Source organism: uncultured Methanobrevibacter sp., assembly GCF_947166415.1.
In the GTDB taxonomy this organism is placed as follows: domain Archaea; phylum Methanobacteriota; class Methanobacteria; order Methanobacteriales; family Methanobacteriaceae; genus Methanocatella.
The window spans coordinates 1-14,944 of record NZ_CAMVEE010000038.1; the positions used below are offsets into that span (position 1 = coordinate 1).

The following is a 14,944-nucleotide window of genomic DNA, read 5'->3' on the forward strand; positions in this document are numbered from 1 at the left end:
ACATAACAGACATAATACTAAGATTATGAAGTACACATAAAAAAATATAGACGAGTAATAATACACTTAAAATTTGATACAAAAGTTTCTATAATCAAATTTCACCACATCTACAAAACTTACATCATACCCGAAAAAACTCAAGTACTCACAAAAGCACATTCATAGAATAATTAACAATTTAATTAATACAATAAATATGATAAAATATAGCTATATGCGGAAAAGCAGTCATCATAGTCATAATTGTGATATACAATAAGACTTAAACCAACGCCATAAAACACATAGCACATCTTATACAGACACAAATTATATTGACAAAATCAATTGAAAAATATTGCAATTAATATTTAATTTTTAAAATAATATTTAATAATCTTTATAATAAGAAAATACTTAAAAATATAAAATTAAATAAAATTAATTCGATAAATAACCAATATCTTCAAATCCATTTATTATGAGTAATAATTGCCAGAATTTCAAACAATCAATTATTACTAAAAATAAATTTTTTAATACACCTCATTTTTTGGACATATCCCAAAACAAAAAACATGATAATATATAAAATTTTCTATCTAATTCGAATAAAAATTACTTTATATATTGATAACCTAAATTTATATTGGTGATAAAATATGAAGTTCGGTATAGAATTCGTACCAAATCAACCTTTGGATGAAATTGTAAAATTAGTAAAATTAGCAGAAGACGTCGGTTTTGAATACGCATGGATCACAGACCACTACAACAATAAAAACGTATACGAAACCTTAGCATTACTTGCAGCAAACACTGAAACCATTAAAATGGGTCCTGGTGTAACCAACCCATACGTAAGAAGCCCTGCAATCTCAGCTTCTGCAATTGCAACCATTGACGAAATCTCAAACGGAAGAGCAACCTTCGGTATTGGTCCTGGTGACAAAGCTACTTTCGATTCATTAGGAATTGAATGGACTAAACCAGTATCCACTATCAAAGCTGCTGTAGCTGACATCAACACCTTATTAGCAGGTGGAAAAACTGAAGGCGGAGCAGCATTAGGTGGAGTAAAAGCTGTACAAGAACACATCCCTATTTACATGGGTGCTCAAGGACCTAAAATGTTAGAAACCGCTGGAGAAATCGCAGATGGTGTATTAATTAACGCTTCCAACCCTAAAGATTACGAAGCAGCTATGCCTATGATCAAAAAAGGAATCGAAGCAGCTGGCGAAAAAGAATTCGATGTAGGTGCATACACTGCAACTTCAATCGGACCTGACTCTGACGCAGCTAAAAACGCAGCTAAAATCGTAGTTGCATTTATTGCAGCAGGTTCCCCACCTCCAGTTATCGAAAGACACGGATTACCTGAAGGATTCAACACCCAAATGGGTGAATTCTTAGCTAAAGGTGACTTCGGTGGAGCTATCGGTGCTGTAACTGACGAAGCTCTCGAAGCATTCTCAGTATGTGGTACTCCTGATGAGTTCATTCCAAAAATTGAAGGCTTAGCTGAAATGGGTGTAACTCAATACGTAGCAGGTTCCCCTGTAGGTAAAAACGTAGAAGAATCCATTAAATTATTAGGAGAAGTAATCGCAAGTTTCTAAACTTGCTTTCTCTTTCTTTTTTATTTTTTTAAACCATTATACACAACTTATTAACTACTTCTTTTTGGCAACAATAATTTTTAATTATAAAAAAATCTAACTATATAATATTATAATTATAACATTGCAGGTATTATAATGGAAATTGAAAAGTTAACAAAAGAAATTAGAGCACAAGCTTTTGAGCGAAAAGATCCAAAAACTCCAGAACAGGTTGGAGCAAGCTGGTATAATGATGATTTGACATATGATGGTGTTGCAAAAACATTATTCGTAATCTTGCCTACTCCCGGCTGTGCATGGGCACTCGGTGACAGCGGAGGATGTACAATGTGTAGCTATGTCTCAGACTGTACCCTTGAGGCAATCGACACACCAACAATCCTTAAAATTTTTAATGATCATCTTTCCAGACATCCAATAGATGAAGAGGATAGGATTTCTGTGAAACTGTTTGCATCAGGCAGTTTTCTAAATCCATACGAACTTCCAAAGGATGCTCGTGACGAAATACTTAAAACCTTGATGGATATGGGAAACGTGACTGAGATAATTGTTGAATCCAGACCGGAATATGTGAAAGAAGAGGTTCTTGATGAGATTTTTGAAATAATCGGAGACACATTATTCGAAGTGAGCATTGGACTTGAAACTTCCAATGATTACACAAGACTCAAAAAAATCAATAAGGGATTCACACGTGATGATTTTGAAAATGCCGTGAAATTAATGCAAAATCTGAAAGATACTAAAGGTTATAATTTAAAATCCAAAGCATATATCTTCGTTAAACCTATACTGGTATCTGAAGCTCAAGCAATTGAAGAGGCAGTTGAAACAGCAAGATACTGCAATTCAATTGGAGTCAACAGGCTTTCCTTTTGTCCTGCAACAATTCATGGAGGAACTGTCATAGAAAGGTTCTGGAGAAAGGGAGCATACCAACCGCCATGGATTTGGTCATGTGTTAAAATAATCAATACCGTCAGAAGCGAACTGGACATACCTGCACTTTTAGACACTTCCGGATTCGGTTCAAGAAGAGGACCATATAACTGTAAAAAATGCAATAAGGATTTAAAGCACATGATAATAGCGAACAACCTAACTCAAAGTCCAATCGAATATGATTGTGAATGTAAAAACGAATGGTTGGCTGAAATTAATAATTCAGATATGAACGGTTCTACCGTTGAAATAAAACATATCCCACTATATTAAATAATTTAAAATATTAATAAGATATTAGGAGGCAAACATGAAAAGTAAATTTGTTAGTTTACTGGCTATTATTTTAGGAATGATCATTATTATATTCCCAGTAATGGGACTTGTTGGAGTCAGCTCCCTTATCGGATTGTCAGTGCTGTTGGTATCCATTTATCTGCTTGTTGCTGGAGTGGCAATAATGGACTACAACACCCGTGGAGCAATACTCGACTTGATTTTAGGAATGGTGCTGCTGATTCTAAGCCTTGGTTTGATATTCAATCCAGCAATCCTTGGATTTTTGGCTGAAATCACAATGTACTTTGCAGGAATAATGCTTATAATCGTAGGATTGGTTTCACTTATAAACAATCGCAGCAGCAGATATGGATTTTACACAGGAATAGCTGGAATAGTTCTTGGTGTATTGTACATAATTATTGGAACATATCTTTCAAATCCAATTGTTCTCGGATCATTGATTGGAATATGGCTGGTAATCAGCGGTATTCTGAAATTAAAGGATAGCTAACCTATCCAAAATTTTTTTCTTTTTTTGGTGTTTAAGTTGATTGGAATTACTGCAGATTTTGACCCAGTTCACAAAGGTCATGAAAAATTAATTAGGGAAGCACGTAAGCTTGCCGATAAAGAGGATAAAAAATTAGTCGTTTACTTGAATAAAGGATACAGCGCTAACCACGCTCCTTTTTTTGTCAATTTTGAAGCGCGTCGTGAAATGGCACTTGCTTTGGGAGTGGATGAAGTGAGGTCCTTTGAAGGATTACATCACAGACTGGTATTATCCTATAGCGTGCCAATCAGGCTTAAACAGATGATAGATGACGGGGTTACAGATTACATCACCTCTGCAAGCATCTCCTTGAATGAAATCAAATCAAAAGCCCAAAAATTCATTGATGAAGGAAACTTTGTCGGAATGCCGAAAAGTTATACTAACCGTAATGAGATACGCTGGTATGCATTAAATGAGTTTCTCGGATCCCAACTTGAATTCCATATAGTCAAGGAGGCGGACAAATCAAAATACTCCGGAAGACTCATAAGACAGTCAATCATCGAAAACGGCATGGCAATCCCATCTGAAGTGTATGAACTGCTTCCAAAGACTACCCTTGAAATCCTTCAAAGGGAAATAGCTTTGGGAAATGTTCCAGGCAAACGAAATTGGGATGTGATTTACAAAAGGATGAATACATACTCTAGGGGAAACCTTGAAAAGATAGCTTACCTGAATGGAAAAACCATCAATGAAATCATTAAAAGAAGAGTCTATAGAGACCCCGAATCAATTTGGGCGGTTTTCAGAAGATCAGATTACGGTCCTGTGATGACCCGCCTTGCAATCAGCGCAATCGAAGAGGAAGTTACAAAAAAAGAAGTGATGGACCTGATGAAAAGCTATGAGCAGACAGGAGTCATACCTGAAAATCAGAAAGTTCAAAGGGTTATCGATAGGGCATGGTATGTTGCAAGCATGGGTGAGGAAGGAATTTCAGCGCGTGAAGCGAATGACAGATTCAGAAGCGAAAACATAACTGTCGATGAACCTCCAATGACCATAGATGCAGGTTTGAACCTCACCAAATTTGAAACTAAAATCACCAAGGCAGGAATAGAAACCGACCTTTATGTTGACAAGAACGGCAAGATTTCAGTTCAGTTCAAAAGCGAAGGCAAAAAAATCAAAACAAATCTTAGGCTGCCTGCTCTGGAAGTGACCTATTTGAGGTACATTATGGATTCCCATTTCATTCCCGTTGCAGGCCATATAAAAGAAGCTAAAAAAGGTTTTAAGGTTGAAGTTAATATTGGTTAAGTTTTTCCAATGCTGATTTGACCATTATCAGCTCGCCATCATCAAAACAGGATATTATCTCTTCCAGTTCTTCAGCTTTTCTTTTTGGATTTTTTAAGGTATTGGTGATTCTTGACAATGATTTTTCTTTAAAGTCATCCCCTTCGGTTAATGAGACTATTTCAAAGAATTCATTTTCCAAATCATGCTTCTGTGCAATCTCAAAGGATTCAATCAAAAGCGCCGTGAGGGTTTTCGTATAGCTGCTTCTGAGAAGTTTCAAAACCGCCACATCACCTGCTTTTTCACTTATGACCTTTACATCCAAAAATTCATCTAAAAACAGTAATTTTGAAGCTGTTTTACCGGAAATGTATAATGTAGGATTGTCGGAATCGATTTTTCCAATGATTGCTCCATCAACCAAATTTTTGACATGTTTATCAATTTCAAGGGTAGTTTCGAGGGATATGTTGTTTAAATCCAAATAGATTCCACTTACGAATTTACCATATGCCTTAGCCACATCGGCAGCGGCTTTTGGCGAAGTGGCTGATATCAAAATATCGGATTTGGCTGCAACTTCCTTAAATGTAGGCAAAACTTCAATTTTTGATTCATCAATGTTTTCGATTGTTGAATCTGACCTGCCTTCGATAGAAGTGATGAATTCAACATCATCCGAATCAATCAATTCTGCAAGGTTTCTTGAAACCTTTCCAAATCCAATGAATCCCATTATCATAAAATCACTTATTTTTTAAAAAGAAGCATATCCTTTAAATTGACCCCAATATCACGAGCTATAGTGTTGCATTTGGCGCATAATAAAAAGTAAATATCCTTATTGGACAAGTCTGTTTCGGTTAATCCTTCGTAGTTTCCCATTCCCTTTGATATTATGAATTCGTGGGAGTTGAAAATTTCCCTGAACTCATCTGAAATTTCGCTATCTACATATCCGACTGTTCCGGCACCGATTTCGACAATTTGACCAAATTCATCAAGTCCTGCTTCAATAGCTTCTTTCATGCATGCATCATTCAATATCGGTTCTGACTTGACTGCAATAGTTATATCGACACCATATTCCTTGATTTTGCCCATCAATAGCTTATCAAAAACTATTTCTCCAGTATTGTCAACCAGGTACAATACCTTGTCATGCTTTTTAAGGGAATTTTCAAATTCTTCAATGTCCTTAACTGCCAAATCCTTTTTCAGGGATTCATTGATGATTGCATCGATGTCATCATCCAATGTGAATGCTCCGAAGTCCAGGATATTTCCAATGATTGCTATTTTCACATAACTTTCCAAAGTGTCATTTTCTTTTAGAATCTTTTTCACGTCATCCAAATAGCTCAAGGCGATTTCATTGCCTTTTATTTTCTCATTGTAATAGGGATCTTCACAGCCGGTTTTGCTTTTAATCATTCCATGAATGATGGAACCTGTTTTGTTTGAGTTTGTGTTCCTTGTGAAATTATCGCTCAAAAAATCGAATATGTCATTCATAATTTCTATTTTAAGCAAATCATCATCACATGACAAGTCCAATGCTTCCCTAGCCTGCCTTAAAAAACATGGCCCGCATTCATAACTAATCTTCAAAATTAACCACCATAAATTATTTGAACTAACTGAATTTCATCGTCTTCGTTGATTACAGTATCCTCTATAACCAATTCTCCATTCTGTTTGGATACGATAGTCTGTGCAGACAATTCCAATTCATTCAACAAATCTTTAATTGTGTAATTTTCATTTGGTATTTCTCTTTGCTCTTCCAAATCTTTGAATTTTAATAAAAATGACATTTAATCACAACCTAACTCCTCTAAAAATGAACATGCCTTACATAATCTGTTTGCTGAAGGCTCTCCACATCTTTCACATCTTCCGTGATTATATTCCTTTTGCATTTCTTTTTTTAATATGCCCTTGATTTTGTCATATCCTCTGAGTGTGGAATATTTTATTGTAGGGTGATTTTCTGAAAGCTGATTTATGACTTCTGAAACTTCTCCCCTGAATGACTGCTGTGCGTAAGGGCAGCTGTCAAAGTGAACTTCAAGGTCTTTTGCAACAACATACAAACCTATTTCGCGTTCCGGAATTTCCCTTAATGGCTTGATTTTGACTGTGAATTCTTCCGCCTTTGACTCTGTTTTTGCACCCAGTTTGGTTAAATTGTCAGTGTTTCCTTCAAGATAGTTCATCATGATTCCCTGCACTTCATCGTCCAGGTTGTGGCCTGTGGCTATTTTTGTAGCTCCCATTTCACGAGCGGCCTTGTTGATTATTGTCCTTCTAAAAACACCGCAATATGTGCAGGACCCCTTATGGTTGTCCCTTTGCATGATTTCATCAAGAGTGATGCCGTATTCGTCCTTAAGAGATACGACCTTGTGTTTTATTCCAAGTCTTTGAGCATGCCTTACAGCAATGTCGACACCCCCCTGGCGGTAATTGGCTATTCCCTCATCAACCGTTACTGCACAGATATCAATAATGTTTCTTTGGCGAAAAGTATCCAGAATTTCCAATGTGGTTACGCTATCCTTGCCGCCTGAAAGTGCTACCAAAACCTTATCTCCCTTATCGAGCAATTTCTCCTTTTTGATAGTCTTTTTAACTTTCTTTTCAATTGACTCTATAAAGCAGTCCTTGCACAATAGCTGTCCGGACTGTTCCTTTTTAATGATAACTTTAGGATTTCCACATTTACTGCACTTCATGATATTACCTACATCTGTTCTACGAAGTGAGCAAGCTGATTTAGGGTGTTCACTTCAAATACCTGCGCTCCTGCATCTTCATATAAGGATACGCAACTGTCTACAATGTCCCATTTTTTCCTTTCTTCGGGATTCAATATGATGAGTTTCTTGGCATCCCTTGCCATCTCTTCAATAAGCTCTACACTGGCAGGTTTGCCGTGGACTTTTGGCCCTGCCCAATCCCTGCAGTCAGAGAGAATGATGATATAAGATTTGTTGCTTATATTGGCCTTTTCCTGGAACTGCTTGAAAGCGCTGTACATGTCTGATGTTCCGTGGACCATCATATTCTTTACTCTCAAGTCCCTGACTTTGACAAATGAGTCAATCAGATATTCCTCTTTCAGGGCTTTTGTGGTTTCAATGACCTTATTGTCGAACTCGAAGGTTCTTGACCGTTTGAATGCTGTTTGGGCTGAAAACATGAGCATGAAAAACCAGCTGCTGATCCATTCGCAGGACCCGCTGATGTCATTCAAGAATAAATGTTCGTTTTTATGTGGCCTTGGCTTTGCCTTGACGAGTTCCATCGGAACTCCACCATACTTCAAATTGGCTCTCATTGTTCTGCGCATATCGATTTTGTGGGAACTTGATTTTATTTTTCTTCGAGATCTTTTATTTGCAATCCTTTTACCCAATCTTTGGCAAATCTCGAGCATGCGCGGGTCGAATCTGTTGAGCTTGGTCAAATCCTTGTTCAGCAGTTCACCATCCCTTTCAAGCTGCTTGACTTCATCCAAGAGAGGCTGGCCAGACAACATTTTCAACTGCTCGTTTTTCATTTTTTGCTTATTGATTTTTTGATAGGTGTTGTTTTGCTTTTTAATGATGTATTTATTGGATTTGGGACCTCTCCCACGGTAAGATTTACTTCTTTCCAATTGCTTATCCACTTCCTTTTCAAATTCTGTTTTGAAAATCTTTTCGAAAACCTTGTTGAATTTAGGGATGTCATACTTATCCTTGACATAAACGGCCATGAGGGCTGTCTTTAATAGCTGACGATCCGTTTCGCCTAATGTCTTATAAATCTGAACAGCGGATTGTGTGCTTCTGATACTTACTGGAAGGCCCTGTTCTCTTAAATCTGCTGATAATTCTGCAATCTTTTTAATCATCTTATCCTTTTCTCAATACATCCTTAAGAACTCTTTTCTTATCGCTTTCGTTTTTGATGGCCACACCGATACTGTCTTCAAGAGAATCCTCAAGATTTTTTGTTCCGAGATTGGAAACTGATTTGACCCAATCGACAGTACCCCTTACTGACGGCTTTTTCATCAGGTTAAGGTTACGTATGTTGTGAACCAACTTAACAACAGTTGAAACGATTTCATCATCGGCATCTGGAATCTTGGACTTGACGATTTCAATTTCCCTTTCGACTGTAGGATATGGAATGTATAAGAACAGGCATCTGTCCTTGGTTTCATCAAGCAAAGACCTTTGTGAATTGGAGGTCAAGATAACAATCAAATCGTTTTGAAGCTGGAAGGTTCCCAAATCGTTGATTGTGATTTCCTGTTCGCCCAATGCCTGTAGCAAGAAACTTTCGACTTCCTCGTCTGCCTTATCGATTTCGTCAATCAACAATACGGAATCTTTTTCATTTAAGAATGCTGTGAGCAAGGACCTTCTAATGAAATATTCCTCATCAAATATTTTATCTTCCTTATTTGACTCATTTTTGGCGGCTTCCAAATGCAACAACTGCTTTTGATAATTCCATTCTCCAACGATTTGCTCGAAAGTGATTCCTTCATAGCACTGTATCCTGAAAAAGTCCCTATCGAATGATTTTGCAATTACTTTGGCAAGTTCTGTTTTACCCACACCAGGAGGGCCTTCAATGAGCATTGGCTTACCCAGCAGGAATGATAAATAGATTGTGGTTGAAATTTCCCTGCTGGAAACGTAATCTGATTTTAAAAGACTTTTATCTATGTCTTTAATAGAAATATTATCAACTTGCAATAAAAACACCTATAATTTTATTATAAATAAACTATAATTATAAAATAATATAAATTTTATGAAATATTTTATAAGATAAAAGAAATCAAATATAATCATAATAAGATTAATGGAGGCAAAACATGGAACTCGACAATGCAATAATCATTGCATTAATAGTGATTATCCTTCTCGTACTCGGCGCTTTTGTATTTATAAGCAGCAATAATATTTCCATTCAGAAAGAACCTGCAATAGAAAATGGAGCAAATTCTTCTGTTCAAATAAATGCATCAAGAGCTAACAGCGCTGATAAAGGAGTTGCAGCACCAAATTCAGATAATAATCAGGAAAATTCAAACAGTAATAATTTAAACATTGAAAGTGAATCCGTCACATCAACTGAAAGCGGAGCAGCACAATCAACTGCTGATGACTCATCAAGTGCTAGTGTAAGCACTGAATCAGACACACCTCAAGCAGGACAGTCTGAATCCACATATGATCCATCAGATTTTGATTAAAACTAATTTTTAAGCTGGTCGGGATTTTTGAATAAATCAAAATCCTGAACATAATCTTTTCCAGTAATCATTGCAATTTCTGCCTTTTGAAGTTCTGAACCCAAATAGGCGGCATGCTCCATTCTGGTAACGAGATTTTTAGTGATTATCTCTTCATATACTTCTTTTGCTGAATGGCCTACAATCACCAGGTCGGCTTTATTTTTCTTAAAATGAGTTGCAACAATTTTGCTCTTTTCGACAGTTGTGGCATAATCGACACTGATTTTGAAACTCCCTGCACTGTCCCTTACAAATTTCAACGGTTTTTCAAGGGTGATTTCTGGAATTCCATCCCTTTCATTTAAAATGATGTCATTCCTTTTGTGCTTGTCCTTATAAACAACCATATTGATTCCAAGATCTTTTGGAATTGATTTTCTGTTTTTTGCAAGAAACATCATCTTGGATGCAGTGGCCAATTCATAAACGCTTCCTCTTGTCTTTCCGCTTTCTTCCGGGGTGAATAGTATGCTGACGCCCAATTCCATACCGATTCCTGCAAGCAATACGTTTACACCGCCAGAATCAGCATCCATTAATTCAGTCACATTTCCTACGCCGAAAAACATCGGCGCCTTATTGGTCTTGTGGAATTCATGACATGCGATTATTGACTCAACAATGCTTGAACTGTTTACCGGATCCAAAATCAAATCCGCCACATATTCCAGGCCTTCGGTATCCTTGATTAATTGGTGCATTGCTTCAACCCTTTCAAGAGGAGTCTTAGGTGAAATTCCCTGTGAAAAGTTGGTTGGAAGCAAAACAGCAGGAATTCCCTTTTCTTTTAAGATGTCCTGAACTTCAGAATTGTTACCCAAATCCAAGCTCAATACGAAATCAATTCCGTGCTCTGCAGCAACTTTAATTTCCTTGGCATTTAAAGTGTCTATGCTCAAAGGCCTGTCGCCGACAATCGGCCTCAAAGTTTCGATCAATTCAGGTATCTTATCTGAGAAATCTTCCCCTGCAGCCATACCTATATCAATCATGTCTGCACCGGAATCAACGAAATACTGGCATTTGTTGATTAACGCCTCTTTTGATAAAAATGGAGCGTTGGCTATCTCTGACAATACCCTCATCGGGAAATCTTCACCGACAGGAAGCTTTCCAATCATGATATTGTTTGGCTTTTCAAGGAGCTTTTTAATGTTCTCATCATCATTTTCGAATTCTTCAATGAATTTGAATGCCTCTTTTCTTTTTTCCTCTTCAATCAATTTGTCGGCGGGCTTGTCTTCTGAAAGATTGATGTTTTCAATCAAATTCAGAACCATTGCAAGGTCCGCACCGTCAGTTGATCCTTTAAATGTGGGAATTCCAAGTTCCTTTGTAATTTCCCTTGTTCCCTTTTTTATTAAACCCGGCACTAAAATCATGTCAATTTCATCCAATTGATTTGAAAAATGAGTTTTTATTTCTTTAATGATTTGTCGTGGAGTTAAGAATGCCGCAACCTGAGTATTATCTGCAATGTGCACAATAATATCCTGCTTTGAATCTGAAACCACTTCACTAATTAAAGGATATGCCAAATGTCCCGTAATTATTAAAACTTTCATAATATAGTAACTCCTCAACAATTTTCTAATAATATATTATAACATCATATAGTATATTAATACTTTGAAAAAAACATCGTATAAAAATAACAAGATTTGTTAAAAAAAAGTTATAAACCCATTTAAAAAACAAAATAAAACACTATACGACTTATTAAAAAAATAAACAAAAAACTAATAAAGTATTCAAATTAATTTAAATAAATTTAATCTAAAATCAAAAGTATTACATAAAATTTATATATTTTGGAATTTATAATGATTATACATGATAAATATATGGAGGAAATTTAATGATTGAAATTCGTTTTCATGGAAGAGGCGGACAAGGTGCCGTAACTGCTGCTGAAATTTTAGCAAAAGCAGCATTCAAAGACGGCAAATATTCCCAAGCTTTTCCATTCTTTGGAGTTGAACGTAGGGGAGCTCCAGTTATGGCTTTCACAAGAATTGATGATAAGCCAATCGATTTGAGATATCAAATATATAACCCAGACTATGTATTAGTGCTAGATGATGGATTGCTGAATGTAGTAGATGTATTTTCAGGAATAAAAGACAATACTGAAGTTATTATAAATACTGAAAGCTTTAAAGGTAGCGGTGAACATGAAGTTCACAGTATTGATGCAACTGGAATTGCATTAGACATGTTAGGTCGTAACATTGTAAATACTATTATTTTAGGTTACTTTGCTAAGAAAACCCAAGCTGTAAGTATTGAATCACTTCTAAAAGTGATTAATGAAACATTCCCTGGAAAAGTTGGAGAGCTAAATGTAGAAGCTACTAAAAAAACTTATGATATGGGATAAAAAGGGTGAATATTATGGTAAATATAGGATGTGTAATTAAAACCCCCGGTAATAGTAAAAATAATAAAACTGGAAGCTGGAGAACATTCAAACCTATTTTAGATAAAGAAAAATGTATTGATTGTGACAATTGTATCATATTTTGTCCAGATTCTAGTGTAAACAAACAACACGATATTAATTACGATTACTGTAAAGGATGCGGAATTTGTGCAAACGAATGTCCTTCCGATGCAATCGAAATGGTAAAAGAATAAAGAGAGTGATTAAATGGTAAAAGAAGTAATGACCTCAAATAAAGCAGTTGCAGAAGCTGTAAGATTAGCTAAACCACAAGTTATTCCTGTTTATCCAATTACTCCGCAAACTACAATTTCAGAATATTTGGCCCAATATGTTGCTGATGAGAAAATTGATGCCAAATATGTTAAAGTAGAATCAGAACACAGTGCAATCAGTGCTGCAGTTGGAGCCAGTGGTGCTGGAGTAAGAGTATTTACAGCAACATCTTCACAAGGATTAATGTTAATGCATGAAATTTTATATGCAGCAGCAGGTATGAGAGTGCCTATTGTTTTAGCAGATGCCAACAGAGCAATTTCCGCACCATTGAACATTTGGAACGATCAACAAGATTCCATCGCACAAAGAGATGCCGGATGGTTGCAAATCTATGTTGAAAATGCTCAAGAAGCATTGGACACAACTTTAATGGCTTATAAAGTTTCTGAAAATCCTGATGTATTGCTTCCATCAATGGTATGTTTAGATGGATTCATTTTAACCCACACAGTTGAACCTGTTGAAATACCTGATCAAGAAAGCGTGGACAAGTTTTTACCTCCATATGTCCCGGAACATGCATATCTTGATCCAAAAGAGCCTATGTCAATTGGAAACTTTGCTGACCCTAACTATTATACTGAAGCAAGGCATGACATGGAAGTTGCAATGACCAAATCAATGGAAGTAATCCAAAAAACATGCGACGAATTCGCAGAAATCTTTGGAAGACAGTATGGTCTTGTCGAACCATACAAAACCGAAGATGCAGAAATAATATTTGTTGCAATGGGATCACTTTGCAGTACCATTAGAGTAATGGTTGACCAATTAAGAGAAAAAGGTGAAAAAGTAGGTTTACTTAAAATCAGAGCTTACAGACCATTCCCTGTTGAAGCAATCAAAGAAGCTGTCAAAGACTGTGAAAAAATAGCTGTTATCGATAAAAACTTCTCATTTGGAATTGGTGGAGCACTTTATTCAGACATGAAAGTTAAAATCGATAAAGAGATTTATGGATTTATTGCAGGATTAGGTGGAAGAGACATAACACCTGAATCAATTTTAGAAGCATACGAAAAAACAAAAGTGCCAGAACAAGATGTCACCTGGATTGGACTTAGGGAGGAATAGATATGGATATACCTGATAAAGATTTATTAGCACCAGGACACAGAGGCTGTGCTGGTTGTGGAGCTTCAATTGCTGTAAAATTAGCTCTTAATGCATTAGGAGAAAACACTGTAGCTATTTCCGCTACCGGTTGTCTTGAAGTTATGACTACACCATACCCAGAAACTTCATGGGAAGTTCCATTCATACACGTTGCATTTGAAAACTCCGGAGCAGTAGCATCCGGTGTAGAAAGTGCATTAAGAATTCAAGGAAAAGATGACGTTAACGTAGTCGCTTTCGGTGGTGACGGAGGAACCGTAGACATCGGTTTGCAATCATTATCTGGAGCTATGGAAAGAGGCCACAACATGCTTTACATTTGTTACGACAATGAAGCATACATGAATACCGGTATTCAAAGAAGTGGAGCTACACCATACGGTGCAAGTACAACAACTTCACCAAATGGAACTGCAAGTTTCGGGGAAGACAAACCTAAGAAAAACATGCCAATGATTATGGCAGCTCATGGAATTCCTTATGTGGCTACCGCATCAATCGCATACCCTGAAGATTACGTCAACAAAGTGAAAAAAGCGGCATCAATCAAAGGACCTGCATACATTCACTTACAACAACCATGTACTACCGGTTGGGGATTCGCTTCAGAAAAAACCATTGAAATGGGTAGACTGGCTGTGGAAACCGGATCATGGATCTTGTATGAAATCGAAAACGGTAACTTTGAAATCACTTACAGGCCTGAAGAAAGAAAACCTGTAAAAGAATACTTAGCACCGCAAAAAAGATTCAAACACTTAGATGAAGAACACATTGAAAAAATCCAAAAATATGTCGACGCAGAGTGTAAAGAACTAGGATTATAAGGAGGATAACAATGGAAAGTATTGTTGTAAATAGCAATTTATGTGACGGATGTCTCAACTGTGAAAACATGTGCGCATCAGTCCATAAGGCTAGCAGAATAAAAATAATCGAATATGATTCTTCCTTTTATTCCATTGTATGTCAACACTGTGAAAGTGCACCATGTATAAAAATCTGTCCTACTGAAGCAATAACCGATGATGGTGTCGATACTGAAAAATGTATCGGTTGCGGATTATGTGTAATGGTTTGTCCATTTGGTGCAATGACCTTCACAAATAAAATCGCTGAAAAATGTGACCTCTGTGCTGACAGAGAAGAAGGACCTGCATGTATTAAAG

The 14,944-nt window shown here is 36.5% G+C and carries 17 protein-coding genes; 10 read left to right on the top strand and 7 right to left on the bottom strand.

Annotated elements, in window-relative coordinates; genetic code table 11:
• Nucleotides 1-644 precede the first annotated feature (644 nt).
• The 4 genes from mer to Q0W25_RS07935 all read left to right on the top strand — a co-directional run bounded on the left by mer (nt 645) and on the right by Q0W25_RS07935 (nt 4,653).
• Entirely contained in the window at nt 645-1,604 is a 960-nt protein-coding gene (gene mer / locus Q0W25_RS07920; RefSeq protein ID WP_298520973.1) for a 5,10-methylenetetrahydromethanopterin reductase, read from the top strand.
• 138 nt (nt 1,605-1,742) lie between these two features.
• Nucleotides 1,743-2,825: an archaeosine biosynthesis radical SAM protein RaSEA gene (locus tag Q0W25_RS07925; protein WP_298520975.1), complete on the top strand. Its 1,083-nt coding sequence runs from the start codon at nt 1,743-1,745 to the stop codon at nt 2,823-2,825.
• A 37-nt stretch (nt 2,826-2,862) separates the two neighbouring features.
• Nucleotides 2,863-3,345: a DUF308 domain-containing protein gene (locus Q0W25_RS07930; protein ID WP_297827897.1), complete on the top strand. Its 483-nt coding sequence runs from the start codon at nt 2,863-2,865 to the stop codon at nt 3,343-3,345.
• A gap of 27 nt (nt 3,346-3,372) precedes the next feature.
• On the top strand, nt 3,373-4,653 hold the full coding sequence (locus tag Q0W25_RS07935) for an adenylyltransferase/cytidyltransferase family protein (RefSeq protein ID WP_298520978.1): 1,281 nt from the start codon (nt 3,373-3,375) through the stop codon (nt 4,651-4,653).
• On the opposite strand, the gene Q0W25_RS07940 is transcribed toward Q0W25_RS07935, so the two are convergent.
• From Q0W25_RS07940 to Q0W25_RS07965, 6 genes are read right to left on the bottom strand one after another with little or no spacing between them, the layout of a single operon-like run.
• Nucleotides 4,640-5,377, bottom strand: a complete 738-nt coding sequence (locus Q0W25_RS07940) for an NAD(P)-binding domain-containing protein (protein WP_298520980.1) — start codon at nt 5,375-5,377, stop codon at nt 4,640-4,642. The genes Q0W25_RS07935 and Q0W25_RS07940 overlap by 14 nt on opposite strands.
• An 8-nt stretch (nt 5,378-5,385) precedes the next feature.
• Complete coding sequence (locus Q0W25_RS07945) at nt 5,386-6,246, bottom strand: DUF89 domain-containing protein (RefSeq protein WP_298520982.1); 861 nt, start codon at nt 6,244-6,246, stop codon at nt 5,386-5,388.
• Between the two features lie 2 nt (nt 6,247-6,248).
• Entirely contained in the window at nt 6,249-6,452 is a 204-nt protein-coding gene (locus Q0W25_RS07950; RefSeq protein ID WP_297827905.1) for a MoaD/ThiS family protein, read from the bottom strand.
• Nucleotides 6,453-7,373, bottom strand: a complete 921-nt coding sequence (locus Q0W25_RS07955) for a TIGR00269 family protein (protein ID WP_298520984.1) — start codon at nt 7,371-7,373, stop codon at nt 6,453-6,455.
• Between the two features lie 8 nt (nt 7,374-7,381).
• On the bottom strand, nt 7,382-8,536 hold the full coding sequence (locus Q0W25_RS07960; protein WP_298520986.1) for a VWA domain-containing protein: 1,155 nt from the start codon (nt 8,534-8,536) through the stop codon (nt 7,382-7,384).
• A 1-nt stretch (nt 8,537) separates the two neighbouring features.
• On the bottom strand, nt 8,538-9,392 hold the full coding sequence (locus Q0W25_RS07965; RefSeq protein ID WP_298520988.1) for a MoxR family ATPase: 855 nt from the start codon (nt 9,390-9,392) through the stop codon (nt 8,538-8,540).
• Nucleotides 9,393-9,514: 122 nt separating this feature from the next.
• On the opposite strand from Q0W25_RS07965, the gene Q0W25_RS07970 reads away from it, so the two are divergent.
• Nucleotides 9,515-9,895 carry a hypothetical protein gene (locus Q0W25_RS07970; RefSeq protein ID WP_298520990.1) on the top strand — a complete coding sequence of 127 codons (381 nt, stop codon included), beginning with the start codon at nt 9,515-9,517 and terminating at the stop codon, nt 9,893-9,895.
• 2 nt (nt 9,896-9,897) lie between these two features.
• On the opposite strand, the gene Q0W25_RS07975 is transcribed toward Q0W25_RS07970, so the two are convergent.
• On the bottom strand, nt 9,898-11,502 hold the full coding sequence (locus tag Q0W25_RS07975) for a dihydropteroate synthase-like protein (protein ID WP_298520992.1): 1,605 nt from the start codon (nt 11,500-11,502) through the stop codon (nt 9,898-9,900).
• Nucleotides 11,503-11,795: 293 nt separating this feature from the next.
• Between Q0W25_RS07975 and Q0W25_RS07980 the strand changes: the two genes are divergently transcribed.
• The 5 genes from Q0W25_RS07980 to Q0W25_RS08000 all read left to right on the top strand — a co-directional run.
• Nucleotides 11,796-12,317 carry a pyruvate ferredoxin oxidoreductase subunit gamma gene (locus Q0W25_RS07980; protein ID WP_298520994.1) on the top strand — a complete coding sequence of 174 codons (522 nt, stop codon included), beginning with the start codon at nt 11,796-11,798 and terminating at the stop codon, nt 12,315-12,317.
• A gap of 14 nt (nt 12,318-12,331) precedes the next feature.
• Nucleotides 12,332-12,574, top strand: coding sequence for a pyruvate synthase subunit PorD (porD, locus tag Q0W25_RS07985; RefSeq protein ID WP_298520996.1), 243 nt, complete (start codon nt 12,332-12,334; stop codon nt 12,572-12,574).
• Nucleotides 12,575-12,587: 13 nt separating this feature from the next.
• On the top strand, nt 12,588-13,733 hold the full coding sequence (gene porA, locus Q0W25_RS07990) for a pyruvate synthase subunit PorA (RefSeq protein WP_297826411.1): 1,146 nt from the start codon (nt 12,588-12,590) through the stop codon (nt 13,731-13,733).
• 2 nt (nt 13,734-13,735) lie between these two features.
• Nucleotides 13,736-14,602 carry a pyruvate synthase subunit PorB gene (porB, locus tag Q0W25_RS07995; RefSeq protein WP_298520998.1) on the top strand — a complete coding sequence of 289 codons (867 nt, stop codon included), beginning with the start codon at nt 13,736-13,738 and terminating at the stop codon, nt 14,600-14,602.
• 11 nt (nt 14,603-14,613) lie between these two features.
• Nucleotides 14,614-14,944 (top strand): 4Fe-4S dicluster domain-containing protein (locus Q0W25_RS08000; RefSeq protein ID WP_298521000.1); only part of this gene is annotated, 331 nt, incomplete at its 3' end.

Bases quoted from the DNA above. Each gene is read 5' to 3' on its own strand.
- mer (WP_298520973.1), top strand. From the start codon at position 645: ATGAAGTTCGGTATAGAATTCGTACCAAATCAACCTTTGGATGAAATT.
- Q0W25_RS07925 (WP_298520975.1), top strand. From the start codon at position 1,743: ATGGAAATTGAAAAGTTAACAAAAGAAATTAGAGCACAAGCTTTTGAG.
- Q0W25_RS07930 (WP_297827897.1), top strand. From the start codon at position 2,863: ATGAAAAGTAAATTTGTTAGTTTACTGGCTATTATTTTAGGAATGATC.
- Q0W25_RS07940 (WP_298520980.1), bottom strand. From the start codon at position 5,377: ATGATAATGGGATTCATTGGATTTGGAAAGGTTTCAAGAAACCTTGCA.
- Q0W25_RS07950 (WP_297827905.1), bottom strand. From the start codon at position 6,452: ATGTCATTTTTATTAAAATTCAAAGATTTGGAAGAGCAAAGAGAAATA.
- Q0W25_RS07955 (WP_298520984.1), bottom strand. From the start codon at position 7,373: ATGAAGTGCAGTAAATGTGGAAATCCTAAAGTTATCATTAAAAAGGAA.
- Q0W25_RS07960 (WP_298520986.1), bottom strand. From the start codon at position 8,536: ATGATTAAAAAGATTGCAGAATTATCAGCAGATTTAAGAGAACAGGGC.
- Q0W25_RS07970 (WP_298520990.1), top strand. From the start codon at position 9,515: ATGGAACTCGACAATGCAATAATCATTGCATTAATAGTGATTATCCTT.
- Q0W25_RS07975 (WP_298520992.1), bottom strand. From the start codon at position 11,502: ATGAAAGTTTTAATAATTACGGGACATTTGGCATATCCTTTAATTAGT.
- Q0W25_RS07980 (WP_298520994.1), top strand. From the start codon at position 11,796: ATGATTGAAATTCGTTTTCATGGAAGAGGCGGACAAGGTGCCGTAACT.
- porD (WP_298520996.1), top strand. From the start codon at position 12,332: ATGGTAAATATAGGATGTGTAATTAAAACCCCCGGTAATAGTAAAAAT.
- porA (WP_297826411.1), top strand. From the start codon at position 12,588: ATGGTAAAAGAAGTAATGACCTCAAATAAAGCAGTTGCAGAAGCTGTA.
- porB (WP_298520998.1), top strand. From the start codon at position 13,736: ATGGATATACCTGATAAAGATTTATTAGCACCAGGACACAGAGGCTGT.